At 38.4% G+C, this 22355-nt stretch carries 23 protein-coding genes and 2 tRNA genes; 23 read left to right on the plus strand and 2 right to left on the minus strand.

Translation table 11 applies throughout. The features are described from left to right. Nucleotides 1–78 precede the first annotated feature (78 nt). The 9 genes from secA (at nt 79) to PHV78_01400 (ending at nt 7037) form a co-directional block, all read left to right on the plus strand. Entirely contained in the window at nt 79–2751 is a 2673-nt protein-coding gene (gene secA / locus PHV78_01360; protein ID MDD5395885.1) for a preprotein translocase subunit SecA, read from the plus strand. Between the two features lie 9 nt (nt 2752–2760). After that, complete coding sequence (rsgA, locus tag PHV78_01365) at nt 2761–3843, plus strand: ribosome small subunit-dependent GTPase A (protein MDD5395886.1); 1083 nt, start codon at nt 2761–2763, stop codon at nt 3841–3843. A gap of 18 nt (nt 3844–3861) precedes the next feature. After that, on the plus strand, nt 3862–4227 hold the full coding sequence (locus PHV78_01370) for a hypothetical protein (protein MDD5395887.1): 366 nt from the start codon (nt 3862–3864) through the stop codon (nt 4225–4227). 14 nt (nt 4228–4241) lie between these two features. Continuing rightward, entirely contained in the window at nt 4242–4964 is a 723-nt protein-coding gene (locus PHV78_01375; GenBank protein ID MDD5395888.1) for a YebC/PmpR family DNA-binding transcriptional regulator, read from the plus strand. Between the two features lie 208 nt (nt 4965–5172). After that, nucleotides 5173–5244, plus strand: a tRNA-Asn gene (locus PHV78_01380). Nucleotides 5245–5450: 206 nt separating this feature from the next. Then, on the plus strand, nt 5451–5858 hold the full coding sequence (locus tag PHV78_01385) for a DUF2178 domain-containing protein (protein ID MDD5395889.1): 408 nt from the start codon (nt 5451–5453) through the stop codon (nt 5856–5858). Continuing rightward, the gene (locus PHV78_01390; protein ID MDD5395890.1) at nt 5842–6033 is read left to right on the plus strand and encodes a helix-turn-helix transcriptional regulator; all 192 of its coding nucleotides are present in this window, start codon (nt 5842–5844) and stop codon (nt 6031–6033) included. The genes PHV78_01385 and PHV78_01390 overlap by 17 nt, the downstream gene beginning before the upstream one ends. A 12-nt stretch (nt 6034–6045) precedes the next feature. Then, a complete protein-coding gene (locus PHV78_01395; GenBank protein ID MDD5395891.1) occupies nt 6046–6453 on the plus strand; it encodes a hypothetical protein in 408 nt (135 codons plus the stop codon). Between the two features lie 89 nt (nt 6454–6542). Continuing rightward, on the plus strand, nt 6543–7037 hold the full coding sequence (locus tag PHV78_01400; GenBank protein ID MDD5395892.1) for a hypothetical protein: 495 nt from the start codon (nt 6543–6545) through the stop codon (nt 7035–7037). A 154-nt stretch (nt 7038–7191) separates the two neighbouring features. On the opposite strand, the gene PHV78_01405 is transcribed toward PHV78_01400, so the two are convergent. Continuing rightward, nucleotides 7192–7350: a hypothetical protein gene (locus PHV78_01405; protein MDD5395893.1), complete on the minus strand. Its 159-nt coding sequence runs from the start codon at nt 7348–7350 to the stop codon at nt 7192–7194. A gap of 406 nt (nt 7351–7756) precedes the next feature. On the opposite strand from PHV78_01405, the gene PHV78_01410 reads away from it, so the two are divergent. Continuing rightward, nucleotides 7757–9076, plus strand: a complete 1320-nt coding sequence (locus PHV78_01410; protein ID MDD5395894.1) for a M20/M25/M40 family metallo-hydrolase — start codon at nt 7757–7759, stop codon at nt 9074–9076. 17 nt (nt 9077–9093) lie between these two features. Continuing rightward, nucleotides 9094–9573 (plus strand): crossover junction endodeoxyribonuclease RuvC, encoded by a 480-nt coding sequence (gene ruvC, locus PHV78_01415; GenBank protein ID MDD5395895.1) that lies wholly within the window; start codon nt 9094–9096, stop codon nt 9571–9573. On the opposite strand, the gene PHV78_01420 is transcribed toward ruvC, so the two are convergent. Beyond that, nucleotides 9570–10280 carry a ComF family protein gene (locus PHV78_01420; GenBank protein ID MDD5395896.1) on the minus strand — a complete coding sequence of 237 codons (711 nt, stop codon included), beginning with the start codon at nt 10278–10280 and terminating at the stop codon, nt 9570–9572. The genes ruvC and PHV78_01420 overlap by 4 nt on opposite strands. 99 nt (nt 10281–10379) lie before the next feature. Between PHV78_01420 and pilM the strand changes: the two genes are divergently transcribed. The 12 genes from pilM (at nt 10380) to mnmA (ending at nt 22333) form a co-directional block, all read left to right on the plus strand. Then, a complete protein-coding gene (pilM, locus tag PHV78_01425; GenBank protein MDD5395897.1) occupies nt 10380–11534 on the plus strand; it encodes a pilus assembly protein PilM in 1155 nt (384 codons plus the stop codon). Nucleotide 11535: 1 nt separating this feature from the next. After that, on the plus strand, nt 11536–12540 hold the full coding sequence (locus tag PHV78_01430; protein MDD5395898.1) for a hypothetical protein: 1005 nt from the start codon (nt 11536–11538) through the stop codon (nt 12538–12540). Between the two features lie 158 nt (nt 12541–12698). Continuing rightward, nucleotides 12699–13229 carry a hypothetical protein gene (locus tag PHV78_01435; GenBank protein MDD5395899.1) on the plus strand — a complete coding sequence of 177 codons (531 nt, stop codon included), beginning with the start codon at nt 12699–12701 and terminating at the stop codon, nt 13227–13229. Between the two features lie 32 nt (nt 13230–13261). Then, the gene (locus PHV78_01440) at nt 13262–13639 is read left to right on the plus strand and encodes a hypothetical protein (protein MDD5395900.1); all 378 of its coding nucleotides are present in this window, start codon (nt 13262–13264) and stop codon (nt 13637–13639) included. 145 nt (nt 13640–13784) lie between these two features. Beyond that, a complete protein-coding gene (locus PHV78_01445) occupies nt 13785–15527 on the plus strand; it encodes a GspE/PulE family protein (GenBank protein ID MDD5395901.1) in 1743 nt (580 codons plus the stop codon). 49 nt (nt 15528–15576) lie between these two features. Next, complete coding sequence (locus PHV78_01450) at nt 15577–16653, plus strand: ATPase, T2SS/T4P/T4SS family (protein ID MDD5395902.1); 1077 nt, start codon at nt 15577–15579, stop codon at nt 16651–16653. A gap of 5 nt (nt 16654–16658) precedes the next feature. Continuing rightward, a complete protein-coding gene (locus PHV78_01455; protein MDD5395903.1) occupies nt 16659–17873 on the plus strand; it encodes a type II secretion system F family protein in 1215 nt (404 codons plus the stop codon). Nucleotides 17874–17878: 5 nt separating this feature from the next. After that, nucleotides 17879–17953 (plus strand) — tRNA-Val (locus PHV78_01460). A gap of 15 nt (nt 17954–17968) precedes the next feature. Then, the gene (gene queA / locus PHV78_01465; GenBank protein MDD5395904.1) at nt 17969–18997 is read left to right on the plus strand and encodes a tRNA preQ1(34) S-adenosylmethionine ribosyltransferase-isomerase QueA; all 1029 of its coding nucleotides are present in this window, start codon (nt 17969–17971) and stop codon (nt 18995–18997) included. Between the two features lie 606 nt (nt 18998–19603). Beyond that, nucleotides 19604–20779 carry a cysteine desulfurase NifS gene (gene nifS / locus PHV78_01470; GenBank protein ID MDD5395905.1) on the plus strand — a complete coding sequence of 392 codons (1176 nt, stop codon included), beginning with the start codon at nt 19604–19606 and terminating at the stop codon, nt 20777–20779. Nucleotides 20780–20806: 27 nt separating this feature from the next. After that, the gene (gene nifU, locus PHV78_01475) at nt 20807–21205 is read left to right on the plus strand and encodes a Fe-S cluster assembly scaffold protein NifU (protein ID MDD5395906.1); all 399 of its coding nucleotides are present in this window, start codon (nt 20807–20809) and stop codon (nt 21203–21205) included. A gap of 81 nt (nt 21206–21286) precedes the next feature. Continuing rightward, nucleotides 21287–22333, plus strand: coding sequence for a tRNA 2-thiouridine(34) synthase MnmA (gene mnmA, locus PHV78_01480; GenBank protein ID MDD5395907.1), 1047 nt, complete (start codon nt 21287–21289; stop codon nt 22331–22333). Nucleotides 22334–22355 lie beyond the last annotated feature (22 nt).

Raw genomic sequence — 22355 nt, forward strand, 5'->3', positions numbered from 1 at the left:
TCTATTTAAATAATAGCAGATTTTACGATTTTGTCAATCCCTTGTTTTTTTTATAAAATTTGCTAAGATATAACAACTATGTCATTTTTCTCTAAAATTTTTGGCGATGCCAATAAAAAATATTTGAGCCAAATTCAGCCCTTGGTCGATGAAATCAACCGATTAGAGCCGGATTTTGCTAAATTAACCAACGAACAATTGGCATCAAAAACCGCTGAGCTAAAAAAAGAATTAGCCGACGGCAAGACCTTGGATCAAGTGTTGACCAGGGCTTTTGCTTTAGTGAGAGAGGGCGCCAAGCGAACACTCGGTCAGCGCCATTTTGACGTGCAACTTATCGGCGGTATTATTTTGCACCAGGGCCGGATAGCAGAAATGAAAACTGGCGAAGGAAAAACCTTAGTAGCAACCTTGCCGACTTATTTAAATGCCCTAAGCGGACTGGGTGTGCATTTGGTTACGGTTAATGATTACTTAGCTAAGCGCGATGCGGTTTGGATGGGCCAGATTCATCACCTTTTGGGCTTGTCGGTTTCTTGTCTGGTCCATGACGCGGCGTTTTTGTACGATCCTTCTTATGAAGCAGCTGCCGCAGCCAATCAAAAAGAAAATTTATTAGTCACGGAAAATTTTAAAGTGGCTGATAAATTTTTGCGGCCGGTAACGCGACGTGAAGCTTATCGAGCTGATATCACTTACGGCACTAATAATGAGTTTGGCTTTGATTATTTGCGGGACAACTTAGTGTATGACGCTGGGCAATTGTCGCAGCGACCTTTTAATTACGCTATTATCGACGAAGTTGATTCGATTTTAATTGATGAAGCGCGAACGCCGCTCATTATTTCTGGCGCTGTCCAGGAATCGACCGAACTTTACCGTCAATTAGCTCAAATTGCCAAGAGATTAGTTGTTGACGAAGATTATAACGTTGACGAAAAAATGAAATCAGTGGCCTTGACCGAAAAAGGCCAGGAAAAAGTCGTTGGTTATTTACAATTTGATCCTTGGCAAACAGCTAATTTTTCCGTGGTGCATCACGTTGAAGCGGCTCTACGAGCCGAAGTCATGTTCAAGAAAGACAAAGACTATGTGGTGCGAGAAGGAGAAATAGTCATTGTTGATGAATTTACCGGACGGCTGATGTTTGGCCGCCGGTATTCAGAAGGACTTCATCAGGCTATTGAAGCGAAAGAAAATGTTGAGATAAAAGAAGAATCAAAAACTTTAGCCACCGTGACTTTGCAAAATTATTTCCGCCTTTATAAAAAAATATCCGGTATGACCGGCACGGCTCTTACCGAAGCCGAAGAATTTAGCAAAATTTATAATCTGGAAGTGACGGCTATCCCGACCAACAAACCTTTAATTCGCCGAGATTTATCAGATAAAATTTATCAAACCGAACAGGCAAAATTTAACGCCGTGGTTAAAGAGGTTAAAGAGCGAAACGAAAAGGGCCAGCCAGTTTTAATCGGTACGGTTTCAATCGAAAAAAACGAAGAGCTCAGTCATTTGCTTGAGCTAAGCGGCATAGAGCATAAAGTTTTAAATGCAAAAAATCACGAGAAAGAAGGAGAAATTATTACGCAGGCTGGCCGTTTAGGCGCGGTGACCGTAGCTACGAATATGGCCGGACGAGGCGTGGATATTATTTTAGGTGGCAATCCGATTGATCCGGAGCAACAGAAAAAAATTATTGAGCTCGGCGGTCTGCACGTGATCGGCACCGAACGCCATGAATCGCGTCGCATCGACAATCAATTGCGCGGCCGAGCTGGGCGACAAGGCGATCCGGGCTCGAGCCAATTTTTCATTTCACTCGAAGACGATTTGATGCGCGTTTTTGGCGGCGATAGAGTCAAGGCCTTAATGATGACCTTAAAAATGCCGGAAGATGTGCCCCTTGAACATGTTATGGTGGCGCGATCACTTGAAGCGGCGCAAAGAAAAATCGAAGGCATGAATTTTGACATGAGAAAGCATTTACTTGATTATGACGATATTTTAAATAAACACCGCCAGACGATTTATCGCCGGCGGCAAGAAATTTTATTCGCCGATAACCAAAAATTGCGCGAGATGATCTTTGGTATGGTCAGCGCTGAAATCGAGAGGGTGGTTTCTTTCCATACAGTGGGAGACGAGCAATCAAATTGGGATTTAAAGGAAATAGTTGAAGTAATGAAAACTATTTTCCCATGCCCGAGCAATTTGCCAGAATGTTTAGATGATATTAGAAAACAGGCTGGTGGGCACGTGGCTGATGTTTTTAGTCGCGATCAAATCATTAAATATATCGACGAATTGGCTAAGGCTTCGTATGACGAATCGGAAAAAAGAATTAGCCAAACTGGACAAAAAATAAACGATTTAGATTTATTCGCTAAAATTCAAAGAATGGTTTTATTGCAAAGTATTGATAATTATTGGATGGATCATTTAGAAGTAATTGAAAACCTTAAGGGTGGTATTGGGCTGCGTGCTTACGGGCAGCACGATCCGCTGGTTGAATATAAAAGAGAGTCATATCATAAATTTAATGAATTAATGGCGGCCATTGAAAAGCAGGTGGTTTATACGATTTATCATATGGGCGTGACCGAAAATATGTCGGCGCCAAAAACACAGGAAATAAAATTAAATGCCAGTCGAAACGAAAAACCAGCGCCAAATAAAAAAAACATTGGCCGTAACGACCCCTGTCCATGCGGCAGCGGCAAGAAATACAAGCGTTGCTGCGGCAAATAACTTAATAAAATGAACGGTGCAGTAAAAATAAAAATTGAAGATTTGGGCTATAATACATTTTTTGAATCTAATAGAAAGAAATTAAAATTAGATAATTTTTCAGTTGCACGGATAACTAGCGAATATAAAGGAGCTTACAAAATTAAAAATTTAAACGGAGAGTTTTTGGCAAGAATAACCGGCAAACAGATGTTTAATGCTTTTTCAAGAGAAGATTATCCCGCCGTTGGCGATTGGGTAGCGATTACCGAGCTTGATAAAGAACGAGCGGTAATTCATGGAATATTGCCAAGAAAGACGATAATGAAAAGAAAATATAGCAACAAGAATGATGTCCAAGTTATAGCGACAAATATTGATGTGGCGTTTGTGGTGGAATCAATTGATAGGGATTATAATCTGAATCGTCTTGAAAGATATTTTGCCATAGCAAAAGACGGAGGAATAAAACCCGCTATTATAATGAATAAAATAGACCTAATTTCAAAAGAAGAATTGGATTTAAAAGTATCCCAGATAAAAAACAGATTTACGGACATTGATTTTATTCTAACGAGCATCATAAATGACAAAGGCCTGGATGAATTAAAAAAATATATAACGAAAGGGAAAACTTATTGTTTTCTTGGTTCGTCCGGGGTCGGAAAATCTTCTTTAATAAATAAATTGCTCGAAAAAAACATCATAAAAACCGAGGGTATTAGTTCTTATTCGGGCAGGGGAAAACACATTACCACAGGCAGAGAAATGTATTTTTTGGAAAATGGCGGTATTGTAATAGATAATCCCGGAATGAGAGAGGTGGGAATGACGGACACAAGCGCAGGAATAGATAGTTTTTTCGATGAAATAACCGCCTTAGCCAAAAAATGTAAATATATTGATTGCATGCACATTCATGAGCCTGGATGCGAAGTATTGTCAGCATTGAAATCGGGCAAACTTAGTAAGGATCAATATTCTAATTATATTAACTTAAAAAAGGAAGCTGAATATTATGAAATGAGTAAGACCGAAAAAAGAGAAAAAGAGCGTCAGTTCGGAAAATTTATTAAGAAGGCAAAAGATGAATTAAGGAGATACGAGGATTAATTTTAAAAAAAATGCATTATGGACCACGTGGCAAAGACAAAAAATATTTTATTAAGATTTAGAGCCGTAGATCGTGATATTTTCGAAGAGATTAAAAAGGGCGTTAAAAAAATTGAAACTCGAGCAGCGACTGTTAGATATCAAGGAATTGCTGTGGGCGATAACGTAATCCTAAGTTGCGGTTCGCAAAAGATTAAAAAAATAGTTTTTAAAATAGAGAAGTTTAAGTCAATTGATGCGTTGCTCAAAAAATACAAACCAGCGACCATTAATCCTCGTCTTCATACTAAAAAAGAGGCGCTGGCTATGTGGCATAGTTTTCCTGGTTATGAGGAAAAAATTAAAAAGCATGGATTGATCGCTATTCATTTAATCAATAAATAATAAAATAATTTTTTATGTCTGGACATTCCAAATGGGCAAAGTTAAAACACACCAAAGGTGTGACTGACGCTAAAAAAAGTCTGATGTTTGCCAAGCTCGGGCGAATGATTACCGTGGCTGCCCGCGAAGCCGGCCCTGATCCGTCCAGTAATTTTAAATTACGGTTAGTCATGGAAAAGGCCAAGCAAATCAATATGCCCAAGGATAATGTCGATAGAGCTATTAAAAAAGGCGCGGGTGGAGCCGGCGAAGCGCAGATAGAAAACGTTATGTATGAGGCCTATTTGCCCGGCGGTGCAGCCTTGTTGATCGAAGGGCTGACTGACAATACCAACCGAATGGTTTCGTCTCTGCGCCGAATTTTTAATAAATACGGCGGGTCACTGGCTAACCAAAATTCGGTTTTATGGATGTTTGACCGAAAAGGAATTTTGCGTTTGAGTGATTTGTCTAAAATTAGTGACCGTGAAGCCTTCGAATTAAAATTAATCGACCTGGGCGCCGAAGACATCAAAAATGAAGATGAGGCCTTGGCGATTTATGCCAGCCCGGAAAATTTACAAAAAATAAAAGAAGCCCTGGAGCAAGACGGGCTTAATGTCGATTACGCCGAAGTCGAATGGTTTGCAAAAAATTATATCAAAATCAACGCCAGTGACCAGAAAAAAGTTGACGCGATTTATGCCGAGCTGGATGAAGATCAGGATATTAATGATTATTATTCCAACATTGGCTAGTTGTCACAAAAGTCAAATTTTTACGTCTAATTTACTATGACAGGAATGTTTGTTAGACAAATCAATTTAAATAATAACCGCCAGCTGCGGACCTGATTTTATTTCAGATTTTTTCGCTTAAGGTCCGCTGTCAAAAATGGCGGATTTTTTATTTGTGCTTCCGTAGTCTTCCGACGCTGCGGTCGAGACAATTGTCTGTTCGCCGAACTCTGGGGTAGTCTAATTGGTAAGATGCTACGCTGTTAACGTAGATTTGTTGGTTCGAGTCCAACCCCCAGAGTTCGGCAAGTTTGTGCATCTGATCCACCCCTGTCAGGGTAGAGTCAATAAAAATAAGGGCTTTCTCAAACCCTTATTTTTATTTTTCTTCATTCCCATCTCTGGCCTGGAATGGGACTAGAACCCCTTGGAGGCTGTGGATAAATAAGCTTGATATATTGTAAAGTATACTTTACAATAAGTAATATATAATTAACATCAATATCTATGAATTACACAACATTTAAAAGAATCAAGATCTTAATAACGTCCTTTGTTGCTGCCACGGTGGCTATTGCCGTTGTTTATAATAATCTTCTATTAGCCCTGGCTGGCGTGTTGATTGGTATGATGTTTTTGTTCCTGGTAAGAAAAAAGAGTAAAACGGTTCTAGTTGATGAAAGAGTAAAGCTTGTTGGCGGTTATGCTGCTCGTATGACCTATATTATTCTGACCGTAACCACTGGCGTCTTGTCTTTGATTTTTACCTCGGCTGGCCAGCGTTCAAGCGAACCAAATTATGAAATATTAGGAATCGTTTTAAGTTACCTTACGTTATTAAGTGTAGCCTTGTATTCTATTTCATACAAATATTATAGTAAAAAATATGGCGGAGAAGATGACAAACAAAATTAAAGTTTTTCGGGCGATGCATAATCTGACTCAAGAACAGTTAGCCGAGAAAGTCGGCGTGACTCGTCAAACCATCATTGCCGTTGAAAAAGATAAATATATTCCATCATTAGAGTTAGCTTTTAAGATTGCCAAATTTTTTAATGAGAAAATAGAAAATATTTTTGATTATTTTTAATCACTTAATTTTATGGGGATTATAAAAAAATTAGACAAAAATTTAATTAGCTATATTGTCGGAATTGCTATTTTACTTTTTCTGTTTATATTTTTAATTACTTGCACGCAGATTGGTTTTGGCGTAAAAGAGAAATGTAAGTTAGCTCAAGAAAAATATGGCGGGGAGTGTGTTGAAGCCTTGATGAAATTAATTGATGACGATTCTACCCAGTATGGCAAGAATAGTGCAATTTGGGCGCTGGGTCAGTTGGGTGATAGTAGGGCATTACCAATCTTAGAGAAATATTATACTGGTCAGTTAAGTAGTCAAAGAGAAAAATGGAATGAAGGTATTAGTCAGTATGAATTATCCAAAGCTATTAAATTATTAAGAGGTGGTCTAAATATCAGCGCTTTTATTTGGCGAGGAGAATTTTAGTGAGTTCGAGTCCCATCGCTGTTTTTAATGAATAAAATAGATAACTTTTTCAAAGAAGCAAAATAATTATTTTTAACTATACAAAATTTATGAACAATAATGAGCAAAGCAAAGAATGTTGTCCCGAATTCAACGTAGAAAAATGGGACAAAAAAACAATAAGCTGGAATAATAAAAAATTCATTAAAGACACGATGCCAGAGTTTTTTCATATTCCTTTTCCACCTACGATTGCTAAAAAAATAACCAGAATGTGGCAAGCGGTAGAACAAGCTGGGGCAAGCGCGGCGAACAAAGAGGATACTTTGATATTGTTCCGTGACCCGACACCTTTTAAGGGCGAAATTTATATTTCGGTAGAAAAAGATGTTTCCGCGGAAAACAATGTCGTTATTTCCGGAAATTTTGTGAGTCGGATTTTTGACGGCGGCTATAATGATATACCGAAGTTTCTTAAAGTTATGAACGAATATTTAGCGGAAATGGAGAAAAAGGCTAAGGATTATTATATCCACTATGCTTATTGTCCGAAATGCGCCAAAAAATTCGGACATAATTATATGATCATTTTTGCGAAAGTATAAATCAGTATTAATTTAGTTCGAACATCGTCCGCGACGCAGAGCTATGACAAAATAAAAGGTTTATTGTGAGAGGTCTGGCGACTTTTTTATATTAGATTTTAATTAAAAAGATCAGCGGCCGTCCGTAGACGGCCGCTTTAGCGTTTGATGGGCCTCATGGTCTGGCCGTCGACTTCTTTTCTGGACGATCGACGAATAGACAGATCAACAGGGCCACTATTACCACCACAGCGCAGATGGCGATAGCAGCCTTGATGATTATAGCCAGGCCAATGATTGGCGCCAGGGATCGAATTCCATCATATGAAAACATAATCAGTCCTCCTCTGATATTTTTTATCAAATTTTTGTTATTTTGTCAACCGGCTTTTGTCCACTTGGCAGATTAATGTCTTTACGGTATTCTATAATCATTGAGGGCTACTACGCTCCCGAGACCTTTCCACGGCACCGCGCCTGCCGTAAAGGCAGGGTCTGTCTTTTAGACCCTTGGCCGGGAAGAATTCCTGGACGTGTGTAGCCCAATCATTTAAGGCAGTTACGAAGGGCGACTGTTCTTTGTTCGTGGGCTCGGTCCTCACAGAATCTTACGCAGACCAAGAACTCTCTACGTTCCTCGTCGGGAAGGGTCTGAGCGCAAGAAGAGGGTCTCCGAGCCCCTTTTCTTTTGCTTAAAATTGTCTTTTGGGCAATTTTTGTTATAATTAGATTAGCAAAGTATGGAAATTAATAATTTTATTAAAAAAATCAAGAAAAAATTGCGATCAGAAGGGAAAGAGACTTCTTTATTTTGGTTTTTAAGAATAGCCAGATTTTTTAAAAAAGTGGAGACTAAAATTAATTCAGAATTTGATTATCAATTGAATTTTATACAAAAAGTCATAAAGGCAACTGGGCCTCGGTTAGCCGGTTCGACGGAAGAGAAGAGAGGCGCGCAAATTATTGCCGAAGAATTTTCTAAAGTTGTTGGGCGTCCAGCGGCCATAGAAACCTTCAGATGTTATCCCAAATCTTCCATGGCCGCCATTCCTATTCTTTCGTATTTTATGCTTTTTTTATTAATTCCTTTGTATATATTTTTACCACTCGCGGGATTAATCGTCATGATCTGGCTTTTATTATTTTTCTTTGTGCAAATTATTCACTATTGGGGATTTTTTGATTTCTTGTTCGCCGCCAAAAAATCCCAGAATGTTTATAGCATTATTGAACCATTGAGCAATAAAAAAGATTTTACTTTGATTTTAGGTAGCCATATCGATAGCGCCTGGTCTTGGGGAAGATTATTTCATGGTTCTAAATATATTATTTTTAGAGTATTAACGATTATAATAGCAATTATTGGTTTTTTATTTTTCTCTGTTTTTCGCGTTGGTTTTATTGATATTCGCGAGGTGGTTTTTTCTTGGACAACATTAATTTCTGTTTTATTTATTCCGGGATTTTATTACGCTTCGCAAATAATAAATTTAAACAAGGGCGGCGCTTCACCGGGCGCTGGAGATAATTTATCAGGGGTGTCGGTCGGTCTTTGGTTAATAAAATATTATCAAACCCATCCAGAAAAATATCCTAAAAATTGTCGAATTGTTTTAGCCGCTTTTGGCGCTGAAGAACTAGGACTAAAAGGATCTAAAGATTTTGTCCAAAAACACAAAAATGATTTATTGGAAGGAAGTGTTTGGCTGCTGAACATTGACGGCCCCGGTCTTTCTAAAAATTTTTATATAGCCGAACAAGAGGTTGCTCTGGGAGTAAAACATAATAGCGATTTTTGCCGATTAGCTCATCAATCTTTAGAAGAACTGGGTATCAAGTCTCAGTTTTATAAAATTCCCGTAGGCGGAACCGATGCAGCGCCTTTTTCACAGGCCGGCATTAGGGCGATTACTCTAACAAATCAAGGAGTAGACTTATCGGGTCAGTATCACACTGCCCTTGATGATATAGATAGGTTAAATTTGGGCGTGGTAAAAAAAATGAATGAAGTTTGCGTAAAATTAATAAAAAAAATTGATGAATTTGTTCATCAAGCATAATTTAAAAATTATATTTTATGATTATTTTAGGCATTGATCCAGGTTTTGCCATTACCGGCTATGGCTTAATAAAATTTGAGCCTAGAACTCAAAAAATCGAAGTGCTTGACCAGGGCTGCATCAAAACATCTTTAAAAAATTCTTTTATTGATCGACTAATGATTATTTATGAACAAATGAACGAAGTGGTCAAAAAAAATAAGCCGGATAAAGTAGCTATGGAAAAAATATTTTTTGCCAAAAATATGAAAACAGCCATGCAGGTTGGCGAAGCCAGGGGAGTAATCAGTTTAGTTTTAGCTCAACACAAGTTGTCAATTTTAGAATTAACACCTTTGCAAGTAAAACAATCTTTAACCGGTTATGGTCAGGCGACCAAACAACAAATGCAAAAGATGGTAAAAATGGTTTTACGGCTTAAAGAAATTCCTAGGCCCGACGATGTGGCCGATGCTTTGGCCATTGCCATTTGCGCCAGCTGTTACAGAGAACATTAAAATTTCCCGCGAGCTAAAGTCAGGGCAAAAACTTTTTTCGCACCATTCGTTTTTAATAATTTAGCAACCTCTTCGAGCGTCGCGCCAGTGGTACAAACATCGTCGATTAAAACGATATTTTTATCTTTTAATTTGTGCGCGCCGACAACGCGAAAGGCATTAATGACATTTTTTAATCTTTTTTCTTTTGATAAGCTAGCTTGATTTTTTGTTGATTTAAAACGGATAATTGATTCGGTTTCTACCGGCCAATTGAATTTTTCGCCAATAATTTTTGCTATAAGCTCGGATTGATTAAAGCCGCGCTCGGCAATTTTACGCCGATGTAACGGTACGGGTACGACCAGGTCGACCAGAAAACAGCTGATAAAACTTGAGGGGACTAAAACATTTATCAATATTTGTGACAAAGGACCTATTAAATCCTTAATTAATTGATATTTCATTTTACCGATAGCTTTTTGTAATAGCGGTTGTTCGTAATTAGCCGCGAAGATCAAACCATCAAGCGACGTTTTATGTCGACAATTCGGGCAGGTTAGACCATGTTCAGAAGGTAGCCGGCAAATAGGGCAAACAAAATAATCCACCGGCTTAATTTTAGCCAAACAATCAGGACAAAGGTAAAAATTGTCTTGGCCGCAACCCAAACAATTAATAGGGAAAATCAAGTCCAATAAGTAATTCTTGATTTTGGTAATATTCATAAAAGTTATACACAATACCCAATAAAATCGATCTTTATATGTTTTATTATTTATATTATACTATAAAAAGCAAGGATTAATTAGATCTTACTTTTTTCTATGCTATTTTTTCGGAAAAAACAAAGTTATTTAGGAGTTGATTTGGGTAGCACTAGTATTAAATTGGTTGAATTGAAGTCGGAAAAAGGCGTGCCCACCTTGGTAACTTATGGCTATGCCGAGCGAGCCATGGGTGATATTGCGCGCGGAAATCCGGAAGAAACTCAGAAAAACGCCGTAGATCTGTTAAAAAAATTACACAAGAGCGCTGCTGCGACAAGTTATCGGGGCACTAGCGCTTTGCCAAATTTTTCCGTTTTTAATTCGGTTATTACTTTGCCGGTGATGTCCAAAAAAGAACTAGCTCAGGCCGTGACCTGGGAGGCGAAAAAATTTGTGCCTATACCCCTAGAAGAAGTTATTTTAGATTGGGAAATCATCGAAGAGGTGAAATCACAAATTAACGCTCCGGCTAAGCAGCCGGAAGCCAATCAAGCAGCCCCCGAAATAGAGGGACTGAGCGTCGGCCTCGGTTCTTCAGATAATCAGGCGCTTAAGCCGGCCGTAGCTACGGGCAAAGGAAAAAAGTTATATCGCATTTTGTTAACCGCGGCATCTCGTGCCTTGGTAAAAAAATACGTGGAGATTTTTCGTTTAGCGGATTTGCAACTGTTGGCCATCGAGACAGAGGCATTTGCTTTGGCGCGAGCCTTAGTCGGCAAAGATCAGGCCGTGACCATGATTATTGATACCAGCGCGGTGACGACGGATATTATTATTATTGAAAAGGGCATTCCAGTTTTAAATCGCAGTATTGATGTGGGTGGAGTTACTTTAACGCGCGCCATTGCCAATCTTCTTAATATTGATTTTAAGCGAGCCGAACAATTTAAAAGAGATGTGGGTCTTTCCGGCGCTTCTAAAATTCCCGGTATCATCGAGCAAACCCTAAAGCCAGTAGTAGAAGAGATAAATTATTCTTTAAATCTTTATCAAACTAAATCGGGACAAACGATTGAAAAAGTTATTTTATCAGGCGGGTCGGCTTATTTACCGAATTTAGATAATTATTTTTCCAAACTATTAAATGTCAAAGTCATTATTGGCGATCCCTGGTCGCGCATTGCCTATCCGGCCGATTTAAAACCGGCCTTACAGGAGATTGCGCCTAGATTTGCCGTGGCTCTTGGTTTAGCTTTAAGAGAAGTTGAATAATATGATTAATTTCGTACCTGAAGATATCAGACCGGTAGAGCCCAAAAAAAAGGGGCAATCTTCTGATTTTGAAATGGAGATGATTCAACCTGTTAAACAAGAAGAGCCTAAGCCAGAACCGCAGACCCCACCAGCTCAATCACAATCAAAGCCACTGGTTAACCCTTGGATTGGTGGTGGAATTAATTTTGGCACTGAAGCGACAACCGAGCAAACAAAATTAGACACGAGCGATTTATTAATGAAGGATGAACTGGGAATTGAACAGCCGGAAGAAAAACAGGCTAAACCCAAAACGCCGTTTACCGAAACTAAATTAGGGAAAATCGTCGTTAAGATTAAAAATTTCATCGTAAAAATAGTTTTGATCGTCGTTAAGCCGCCGAGGAGGCTGGGTATTAAAAAGGAAAAAAACAAAAAAAGAGATTTTTCAAAACCAGCCAGTTTTACGCCGAGCGATTTAGAGATCACTTTAATGCCAGAAGGAGTGCCGATGACCAAGAGGGCGGTTTATGAAAGAGTTTTAATTGTTTTGGCTATTGTTGCTTTTTTAGTTTCTGCGGTTTTTGTCAGCTGGAGTTTGGTAAACTGGCGTTGTGATTTAGCGCGAAACAAAGTAAACGAAATTAAAGGGGAAATGTCCATTGCCGAAGCTAAGATTAATGGCTATCAAGATTTGTTAAAGAATATCATTTTATTAGAAAAAAAGTCCGAGCTTGCCATTGCGCTTTTAGATAATCACGTTTATTGGACTAGATTTTTCGCTGTTCTTGAATCCTATACTGTGCCAGATGTTTATTATACTAGTTTTACTGCCCGGGCAGACGAAAAAATAGTTTTACCCACGGTTGGGCGCAATTTGGTTGCAGCGGTGCAACAATTGGCTGCTTTTTACAGCGCCACTGATTATATCAAGGAGGTCGCTATCACCGACTTAAACGGTAATACCAAAGAAGTTAATTTTAATACTAATTTAGTTTTACAGTCCGGAGTCTTGAATAAATAAAGGGCTAACGCCTCGCCTATCGGCAGACAGGCCTTCATTGCTCGCCTCGCTTAACGCAAGTCGAAGCGGGCCAACTCCGCCATTTGCCAACTGGTCCGCCGTTTGGCAGAGAAAAGAAAATATTTTTCTTTTCCCTTACTCATCTTAGCGATAATTCTATGAAAGGAAAATTTTCTGAATTATTATTGTTTCAATATTTTGCCCACTTTATTTTTTTATTGGCGGTGATAATTCTTTTGGGCGGTTATCTTATTTTTATTAAACCGAATCTAGCTTTACTGCGACCTGGCGCAGCCTTAGATGTAGCCAGCTATCAAAATATTTTAGATCAAGAAAAATCATATTTAGCTAAAGTTGAGAATTTAGAAAAAAAATATAATAGTTTAGATGCAACCAGAATTGAAAAGTTAGATTTTTTAATGAGCAGTAAGTTGGACGAACCGAGTTTATTATATTTATTCGAGGCCATTAATAACAAGGTTGGCGTTAAACCAGATTCTTTCACCTACAGCAGCGGCAAAGGGGTAACGCGAATAAAAATTAATTTTAGCAACAAAGATTACTCCGGTTTTAAAAATTATCTAAAAGCGCTCGAAGATAGCATCAGGCTTTTAGATGTCGAGAGTGTTCAAATGTCTGTAACACAAAGCAATTACTCGCTCGAAATAGCAGCTTACTATATAGAATAAGCATATAGTGAGATAAAAATAATTAAATTATTATGGAAAAGAAAATTGCCAGCATGCCAAAATCATCTATTAGTAAAGAGCAAATTTTAGTTATTATTCTGGCCATTTTGATTTTGGTGATTTTGGCTTTATTGATTAAGGGCTTTGTTCTTCCCCGTTTAACGCAGTCAGTCATAGACACTGAAGGGCCCAAGGCGCCGGCATTTTTAAGCGCACCATTGCCTTCTTTAAATCAGATAGAAAAGGCGCTTCAAAATCCAAAATTGGATGAGTTAAAATTTTATCCACTTGAATCTTCCGGTTCGACATCGCCAGCCAAGCAGGAAACCCTAGAAGAATTGGCCAGACGCATGAAAATAGAAAAAATTGGCCGTCCCAACCCATTTCTACCATTTGATCAAACTAAGTAATACGGACTTAATAATATGCAAAAATAATGGGCAGGTTCCTCCCTGTTGCCAAACTACCGCTTGCGAAAAAACAAATTCATTTTTCATATTTGACAATACAATTATTTTTGCATTAAATTTTTCGAGCATTTAATATAAATATTGCATGCCCATACTTAATAAAGTCAGCCAACTTTTATTCAATCGAAGCAAAATTTCGGCTGATCAATTTAAAAAATTGAACGATGAGGCCTTGGCAAACAATGTTAGCCCTGATGAAATTTTAGAAAGAAATCATTTGGTTCCTGAAGAGGATTTGGTTCGCGCCAAGAGTGAGGTTTATGGCCTGCCGATCGCCGATCTGTTTGGTTTGAGCGTTGATAAAGAATTATTAAAAATATTACCCAAAGAACTAGCCGAAACCTATCAAATGGTCGTGTTCGGCCAGGAAGATAATTCTTTGAAGGTCGGCCTATTGAATCCGGGAGATTTTAAGTCTAGAGAGGCCATGGATTTCGTGGCTAAGGCCAAGAACTTAAGCGTTAAGTATTTTATTGCCGCGCCGACCGCGTTAAAAAATATTTTAGCTCAATATAGCGGTTTAGCCGCTGAGGTAGAAGAGGCCCTGGGCGGCATTTCGGATCGTTTTGCGCCGTTAATTCAAGAAGGGAAAAGCTGGGCCGAGGTCGGCCTAGAAGACGTTAATCAAGCGGCGCCAGTTACTAAATTAGTATCCTCAATTTTAAAATACGCGGTTGATAATAAAGCTTCCGATGTTCACATCGAACCCTTTGGCGATAAGACCAGGGTTCGTTATCGTATTGATGGTATCTTGCGTTCGGTTGCCATGTTGCCTGGTCATATCCACTCGGCCATTATTTCAAGGATTAAAGTCATGTCCAATCTTAAATTGGATGAAACCAGGATTCCTCAAGACGGCCGTATTAGAATTGTCATCACTGGTCGCAAGATAGACCTAAGAGTCGCCACCTTGCCACTTCTAGAAAAAGAAAAAGTGGTTATGAGAATTTTAGATCCAGCCCAAAAAATATTTACGCTTGAAGATTTGGGTTTCTGGGGATATGCATTAGAAATAATGAAAAGAAATCTTCTTAGGCCGCACGGCATGTTCTTGGTCACTGGTCCGACTGGTAGCGGTAAAACAACAACGATTTACGCTATACTTAAAATTTTAAATAAAGAAAAAGTAAACATTATTACCCTAGAAGATCCGATCGAATATTACATGGAGGGTATTAACCAGTCGCAAGTTAAGCCCGACATTGGTTATAGTTTTGCCTCCGGTATTCGTTCGGTTGTTCGTCAAGACCCTAACGTCATCATGGTGGGCGAAATTCGAGACAACGAAACCGCCGAACTGGGCACTCATGCCTCATTAACGGGTCACATTGTTTTGTCAACCTTGCACACCAATGATGCCTTTGGTGCTATTCCCAGGTTGATCGACATGAAAATCGAGCCATTCTTAATCGCTTCTTCGGTTAATTTGGTTTTAGCCCAAAGGTTAGTCAGAAAGATTTGCGAATTTTGCCGTGAACCAGTAGAGATTAGCCCGGAAATGGAAAAAGAAATAATCAAAAGCTTGACTGGCATTAAAGATGTTAATTTAGAAGAATTTCGTGACACTAAAACTGGCCGATTAAAATTTTATCATGGACGTGGCTGTGCCCGTTGCGGACAGGAGGGCTATAAGGGGCGAACGGTTATTTTCGAAGTTTTGGAAATAACCGAGGAAATGAAAAAAATTATTGTCGAGGGCTGTAAGATAGACGACGCCAAGGCTGAGTTTAAGCGGCAGGGGATGTTAGAGATGCGTCGCGATGGCTACATTAAGGCTCTAAGGGGGGTTACAACGATCGAAGAGGTCATGCGTGTGGCCATGGAATAATTTATAATTAGATAATTTGCCATATTTTAATTCTTAATGCGGATTATTTATGGATACTCAAATAGAAGTTATTTTTAACCAAATATTGGTTTCTTGTTTAGAGCAGAAAGCTTCTGACCTATTTTTATTCCCCGGACAAAAACCATATATCCGGGCAGAGGGGGTGGTGAGAGACTTAAATAAGGCGCAGATTGTAGCTGCTAATTTTATTGAAGGTATTTTGGCTCGACTTTTAACGCAGGAACAACAAGAAATACTAAAAAAACAAAAACAGCTGGTTTTTAGCCGTGAATTAGGCAAAAATCATCGCGCCAAAATAAACGTATTTAGACAAAATAACTTATCGGCCATTGCCATAAAATTATTTTCAAATCAAATCATTTCTTTAGAACAATTAAAACTACCCAAGCTTGTTACTGAAATGGCGTCTTTAAATAAAGGATTGATTATTATCAGTGGGCCAAGGGATTCGGGCCGATCAAATTTAATGGCAGCCATGGTAGATTATATAAATAAGAACAAGTCAGTACATATTGCTACAATTGAAAAGCCGATAGAATATTTATTTATGAATGGGAAGAGCCTAGTTGAACAAAGAGAGGTTTCTCGAGATGTGGTTAGTTTTCAGGACGGCATTAATTCTATAGATGATCGCAGTGTTGATGTCTTGGTTTCGTCGGGAATCGAAAAACCCGATCAAGTATTTGACTTATTAAAAATTTGTCAAAAAAGTATTTTGGTTTTTCTTTTAATGGAAGCCGACAACAGTTCCAGCGTGATTCAACAGGTTCTTGAGGGTGTCGAACCGTCAAAACATGGATTGATAAAAAATCTTTTAGCTGATAATTTGGGCGGAATAATTTGTACGCGCCTGGTTCCTAAAATAGGCGGCGGAAGAATATTGGCCCTAGAGGTTTTAAATGGCTCTCCGATGCTTAAAAATTTAATTCGCGAAGGCCGCGCCTTACAGCTAAAAAATATTTTCCAGGTGGCGGAAAAAGAACTTTCAATATCCTTGGATAGATTTTTGGCGGATTTGGTAAAATCAGGAGAAGTTAATATAGAAGAGGCTTTAAAGCAGGCGACTGATCCGGAAAACCTTAAATCAATGACTAACCTTAATTAGCGACTATGGAATTTGTTTATAAAGCAAAAAGCTTAGACGGAGAAACGGTTAATGGTACTATTGATGCGCCTAATGAGCGACTGGCTGCCGAAAGTTTAAGCAAGCAAGACTTGGTCTTGTTGTATTTGGGAGAGAAAAAAGCCACTGGACTAAAAATGAACATCAAAATACCCTTCATTGATTCGATTAAGGGTAAAGATTTGGTTGTTTTCTCTCGACAATTGGCGGTAATGGTATCGGCCGGAGTGCCCTTGGTGCGAGCACTTGAAGTTTTGGTTAATCAAACGACTAATCGAATTTTGCGCCGAATCGTTTCCGAAATTTCTTCTAACATCCGCGGTGGCGTAAGATTGTCATCTGCTTTGGCAAGCTATCCTGATGTTTTCGATAATTTTTATGTAAACATGGTCAGAACGGGTGAAACATCTGGTAAGTTAGACGAAGTATTGAATTATCTAGCTGACGAGCAAGAGAAGAATTTTGATTTAACCAGCAAGATTACCGGGGCAATGATTTATCCGATTTTTATTTTATGCGCCGTGGCGGCCGTAGTTTTTGTCATGATGACTTTCGTGGTTCCGAAATTAACTTCAGTTTTAACTGAATCCGGGGTGCCCCTGCCTCTACCGACAAAAATTATGATCACCGTGGCTGGTTTTTTTGCCAGCTTCTGGGTTTATATAATTATTATAGTTATCGCCGTTGTGCTATTCTTGAGATTTTGGACAACTAAAACTCGGCCGGGTAAATATACATGGCATTGGATAAAATTACACATACCTGTTTTGGGATCGCTTTTTCAAAAAATTTATATTGTTCGCTTCACCAGGTCGTTATCTACGCTTTTAGTCGGCGGTGTGCCGCTTAACTTAGCCCTAAAAATTGTCGCTAACGTCGTTGATAATATTATTTATAAAGATTTAATTTCGCAAACCGTTAAGGCTGTTGAAGATGGCTATTCTGTTTCAACCGTTTTTGTGCGTTCAAAAGAAATGCCGCAAATGTTGTCGCAAATTATGGTCGTCGGCGAACAGACCGGACAACTTGATGCGGTTTTGGATCGCATGGCTAATTTTTATGCCAGAGAAATTGAAAATATTTTGGGTCGCTTGACTACTTTGCTCGAACCAGTAATCGTAGTTTTACTAGGCGTTGTAGTGGCCGGTATTGTCGCGGCAGTCATCATGCCCATGTATAACTTGGCCAATGCTATTCAATAAAGAGGGGGCTCGTAGCTCAGCGGTAGAGCGTTCGGTTCACATCCGAAAGGTCAGAGGTCCGACCCCTCTCGAGCCCACCAATTTTTTTTAAATATATGGAATTAAGTGATTTTAGCTATCAATTACCCAAAGAGCTGATTGCTCAACAATCAAAACAGCCTCGAGATCATTCGAGGCTGATGGTTTTAAATAGGAAAACCGGCGCAATTATACATGATTATTTTTATAATCTGGATAAATATTTAATACCTGGTGATTTATTGGTGGCAAATGATTCTAGAGTTATTCCGGCTCGTTTAATTGGGCGCAAAGACACGGGCGGACAAGCAGAAATATTATTATTATCGCCGCTTAACGAGTCAACTTGGCGGGTTTTAACTAAAAATTGCCGAGCCCAGCAGGTCATCACTTTTAGCTGTTGGAAATTTTTTAAAAAATATAAATTAACAGCAGAGATTGTTAAGTTAAACAATGACGGCACCGGTGAGGCAAAGTTTAATCTTAGTGGTGAGTCACTAATGAGCATTATTAATTTTTTTGGCGAGGTTCCGACGCCGCCTTATATAAAAAAGAAATCAAACTTGAAAGAATATCAAACTATTTATGCTTCGGCTAATGGTTCAGCAGCCGCGCCAACCGCCGGCTTTCACTTCACGGATAAATTAGTTAAAAAATTAAAAAAGCAAAAAATAAATTTAGTTTTTATAACTCTACACGTTGGTTTGGGAACATTTTTACCAGTGAGAAGTAAAAAAATAGAGGATCATTTTATCCATCAGGAGTGGGCGCAGATATCTCCCAAGGCGGCAAAGATAATTAATCAAGCAAAGTCAGAGAACCGCCGGATTATTGCCATCGGAACAACCACGGTTCGCACCTTAGAGAGTTTTTGTAATAAAGATTTTGTTCAATCGGGGAGTAAGTGGACTGATATTTTCATTTATCCTGGCTATCAATTTAAATTAGTTGACGCTATGATTACTAATTTTCATTTGCCAGAATCGACCTTATTAATGTTGGTAAGCGCTTTTGCGGGTAAAGATTATATTTTAGAGGCTTATCGATCGGCAATCGAAAATGAATATCGTTTTTATTCTTTTGGCGATGCCATGTTGATTTTATAAGATTTTTAATGGCATTTTAAAAGAGAAAGAATTAAAATTTTAGAAAACAAAATGTTCGTCTTGTGGACGAACATTTTGCAAAAATATTTTTTCAGTTTCTATTTTCTCTTTTTGCCGTGTTTTTTGGTTTTTTTTGTCTTTTTGGTTTTTTTAACTTTTTTTGTCTTTTTTGCTTTTTTCTTTGCCATAGTTCCTCTTAGTTATTTATCCAAGAGTTTTGGATAAATATTTTTTTAAATCGACCTAATCATATTTAAATTATAAACTAAAAAATAAAAAAAATCACAAAAAATCTGTGGATAACTTCAAAAAATTTAAACGACACTCGGGAGCGTTTTTCGAAAAGATAAAAAATTTTACGCCCTTATTATTTTTATTTAAAGTTTTATTGCTAAACGAGCGAGTGAACAGAAAAAATAGGGATTTTTTCTGTTCCGATTCGCCAACCGGCGGAAGCGTTGGCAAAATAGGGCTGATATTCGTCACTTATCTGCTAGTATATCACGATTATTACGGTCCTCTTCTGCTCGCGAGGCGAATGGGCCTGGGACTTGCCCTGCAGTCGAATACCCTTTATAATCTAAAAGGTAATTTTAAATAATTTTTATGCCTAAAAGAATTTATTTGGACTTTGCGGCTACTACGCCACTCGACAAACGCGTTTTTGAAGCAATGAAACCCTATTTCGGGGATGTTTTTGGCAATCCTTTCAGCTTACATCAATTTGGGCAAGAAGCGCGCGCCGCCATTGAGTCGGCTAGAGCCAGAGTTGCTGATTTAATTGGCGCCCAATCCACAGAGATAATCTTTACCAGCGGTGGAACCGAGGCTAATAATTTTGCCATTAAAGGCGCAGCTCATACCTTAGGTCAGAAGGGGAAAAGAATTATTACTACGGCTATTGAACATCACGCTGTTTTAAATCCTTGTAAATTTCTGGCAAGCCAGGGTTATGAAATAATTTATTTAAAACCCGATCAACAAGGAATTATAAATGCCGAAGAATTAAAAAAAGTCTTAAATGAAGAGACTATATTAGTTTCAGTGATGCACGCAAACAATGAGATGGGTGCTATTCAGCCGATTAAAGAAATAGCCGAAGTAATTAAAAAATTTAAAGGCAATAAAAATTATCCGTTTTTTCATGTTGATGCCGTGCAAACCGTCGGACATTTGCCGATAGATGTAAAAGATGTGGAAGTAGATTTTCTTTCCATGTCAGCACATAAATTTTATGGGCCTAAAGGAGTTGGCGCTTTATACATAAAAAAAGGAATTAAGATTGAGCCATTGCTTCATGGCGGCGAACAAGAAAGAGGGCAAAGGGCTTCGACAGAGAATACGCCTGGCATTGTTGGTTTTGGTCGGGCGGCAGAATTAGCCAAAAAAGAAATGAACACAGAAAATCAGAAATTAATAGAACTTAGAGATTATTTTATTAAAGAGATAATAAAAAAAATTAAAGACGTTATTTTGGTCGGCCATCCGGCTAAACGTTTACCCAATAACGTAAATTTAAGCTTTAGTGGCGTGGAGGGCGAGGGCATGCTTTTGTCCCTGGATTTAGTTGGCGTAGCCTGTTCAACTGGTTCAGCCTGTTCTTCAAACACTTTAGAGCCATCGCATGTTGTTTTGGCCATGGGTCTAGGGCACGAAGTTGCCCATTCGTCTTTACGCTTTTCTTTGGGCAAACAAACCAATAAAAAGGAATTGGACTATACTATTAATCAATTAATAAAAATCGTCGATAAATTAAGGAAAATGTCCCCTTTAGTAAAATGAGTTTTTAATTTATAAATTTTAAAATTTATGACATATTCTCAACAAGTAATGGACCATTTTACCCATCCGCGCAATGTGGGCAAAATGGACAATCCTAGCGGCGTAGGCAAGGTTGGTAATCCGGTCTGCGGCGACGTTATGGAGTTGTATATAAAGGTAGAAGATGACAAAATAGTTGATGCTAAATTCCAGACCTTTGGCTGCGCGGCGGCCATTGCCACTAGTTCTATGGTAACAGAATTGGTTAAGGGCAAAACCATCGAAGAGGCGCTTAAAATCAGCAATCAGACAGTTACTGAAGCCTTAGGTGGCGTTCCGCCGCTAAAGCGACATTGTTCTGTTTTAGCCGAAGAAGCGCTCAAAAAAGCAATTGAAGATTATCTTAGTCGTTCGTCCGCGAAAGCCGACTCAAAGAGTATGGCTTGAGTGGTTACGACGACTTAGACCCGTTATTTTTTTTATTTAATAACAAAACATTCTTTTTCAGGGTCAGCAGAAAAATAGTTTATGAAAAAAGGGGAATTAGTTGCCGTAGCCATGAGTGGCGGCGTTGATAGCAGCGTCGCTGCTTTATTATTAAAGAAACAGGGCTTCTCTGTTATTGGCATCACCATGAAATTAATCGGTGATAAAAAAAACGAAGCCGCGCGTGCGGCGCGGCGAGTTTGCACAGAACTAAACATTACACATCATGTTGTAAATTTTAGCCAATCATTTAAAAAATGCGTAATTGATAATTTTGTCAAAAAGTATCAGCAAGGCCTAACGCCGAATCCTTGCGTAATTTGCAATGAAAAAATAAAATTTGATTTATTATTAAATTACGCTCGCCAGCTTGGCGCCAGACATTTAGCCACCGGCCATTATGTGCGCCTCAAAACAAACAAAAATAACGGCTATGAGCTATTTATAGGAGAAGACAAAAACAAAGATCAGTCATATTTTTTGTATCGCCTGCGCCAAGAGCAATTAAAATATCTTTTTTTTCCGCTCGGTGATTTAACCAAAAATCAAGTGCGTCAAATAGCCCAAAAAAATAAATTATTTACAGCAAAACGAGAAGAGTCACAGGAAATTTGTTTTGTTCCCGACGATAATTATCGCCAATTTTTATTAAATAACGGGCTAATTAATAAGCCAGGGAAAATTATTAATAAAAATAAAAAAATTATCGGTTATCATCATGGGCTATTTAATTATACGATTGGCCAAAGAAAGGGATTGGGTATTAGTAACCCCAGACCCCTCTATGTTGTTAAAATTGATATTAAAAAAAATCAGTTAGTAACGGGTGAGGACAAAGAATTATTAAGTGATAAGTGTTTGGTTAAAAATGTCTCTTGGGTAAACGGTAAACCACCGAAAAAAAATTCTAAAATTACGGCTAAAATTCGTTATCACAGCTTAGCAACTAGGGTGAATATCAAAAAAGATGGCGTTAATTATATTTGTTATTTTGTAAAAAAACAACGCGCTATTACGCCTGGCCAGTCGATTGTTTTTTATCAGGGGCAGCGTCTTTTGGGCGGCGGAATTATCAATCGGAGCTATTGATTAAAGCAAATAAATTTGATAT

The sequence above is a fragment of the Patescibacteria group bacterium genome (assembly GCA_028715115.1).
Taxonomy (GTDB): Bacteria; Patescibacteriota; Patescibacteriia; order UBA2591; family UBA4787; genus JAQUSN01.

Excerpts from the sequence above, each read along its gene's own strand:
- PHV78_01420 (MDD5395896.1), bottom strand. The coding sequence starts at position 10,280 with ATGAATATTACCAAAATCAAGAATTACTTATTGGACTTGATTTTCCCT.
- PHV78_01455 (MDD5395903.1), top strand. The coding sequence starts at position 16,659 with ATGGAATTTGTTTATAAAGCAAAAAGCTTAGACGGAGAAACGGTTAAT.
- pilM (MDD5395897.1), top strand. The coding sequence starts at position 10,380 with ATGCTATTTTTTCGGAAAAAACAAAGTTATTTAGGAGTTGATTTGGGT.
- mnmA (MDD5395907.1), top strand. The coding sequence starts at position 21,287 with ATGAAAAAAGGGGAATTAGTTGCCGTAGCCATGAGTGGCGGCGTTGAT.
- queA (MDD5395904.1), top strand. The coding sequence starts at position 17,969 with ATGGAATTAAGTGATTTTAGCTATCAATTACCCAAAGAGCTGATTGCT.
- PHV78_01400 (MDD5395892.1), top strand. The coding sequence starts at position 6,543 with ATGAACAATAATGAGCAAAGCAAAGAATGTTGTCCCGAATTCAACGTA.
- PHV78_01390 (MDD5395890.1), top strand. The coding sequence starts at position 5,842 with ATGACAAACAAAATTAAAGTTTTTCGGGCGATGCATAATCTGACTCAA.
- PHV78_01435 (MDD5395899.1), top strand. The coding sequence starts at position 12,699 with ATGAAAGGAAAATTTTCTGAATTATTATTGTTTCAATATTTTGCCCAC.
- PHV78_01375 (MDD5395888.1), top strand. The coding sequence starts at position 4,242 with ATGTCTGGACATTCCAAATGGGCAAAGTTAAAACACACCAAAGGTGTG.
- rsgA (MDD5395886.1), top strand. The coding sequence starts at position 2,761 with ATGAACGGTGCAGTAAAAATAAAAATTGAAGATTTGGGCTATAATACA.
- PHV78_01385 (MDD5395889.1), top strand. The coding sequence starts at position 5,451 with ATGAATTACACAACATTTAAAAGAATCAAGATCTTAATAACGTCCTTT.
- PHV78_01445 (MDD5395901.1), top strand. The coding sequence starts at position 13,785 with ATGCCCATACTTAATAAAGTCAGCCAACTTTTATTCAATCGAAGCAAA.
- PHV78_01370 (MDD5395887.1), top strand. The coding sequence starts at position 3,862 with ATGGACCACGTGGCAAAGACAAAAAATATTTTATTAAGATTTAGAGCC.
- PHV78_01395 (MDD5395891.1), top strand. The coding sequence starts at position 6,046 with ATGGGGATTATAAAAAAATTAGACAAAAATTTAATTAGCTATATTGTC.
- PHV78_01410 (MDD5395894.1), top strand. The coding sequence starts at position 7,757 with ATGGAAATTAATAATTTTATTAAAAAAATCAAGAAAAAATTGCGATCA.
- PHV78_01450 (MDD5395902.1), top strand. The coding sequence starts at position 15,577 with ATGGATACTCAAATAGAAGTTATTTTTAACCAAATATTGGTTTCTTGT.
- secA (MDD5395885.1), top strand. The coding sequence starts at position 79 with ATGTCATTTTTCTCTAAAATTTTTGGCGATGCCAATAAAAAATATTTG.
- ruvC (MDD5395895.1), top strand. The coding sequence starts at position 9,094 with ATGATTATTTTAGGCATTGATCCAGGTTTTGCCATTACCGGCTATGGC.
- PHV78_01430 (MDD5395898.1), top strand. The coding sequence starts at position 11,536 with ATGATTAATTTCGTACCTGAAGATATCAGACCGGTAGAGCCCAAAAAA.
- PHV78_01440 (MDD5395900.1), top strand. The coding sequence starts at position 13,262 with ATGGAAAAGAAAATTGCCAGCATGCCAAAATCATCTATTAGTAAAGAG.
- nifS (MDD5395905.1), top strand. The coding sequence starts at position 19,604 with ATGCCTAAAAGAATTTATTTGGACTTTGCGGCTACTACGCCACTCGAC.
- nifU (MDD5395906.1), top strand. The coding sequence starts at position 20,807 with ATGACATATTCTCAACAAGTAATGGACCATTTTACCCATCCGCGCAAT.
- PHV78_01405 (MDD5395893.1), bottom strand. The coding sequence starts at position 7,350 with ATGTTTTCATATGATGGAATTCGATCCCTGGCGCCAATCATTGGCCTG.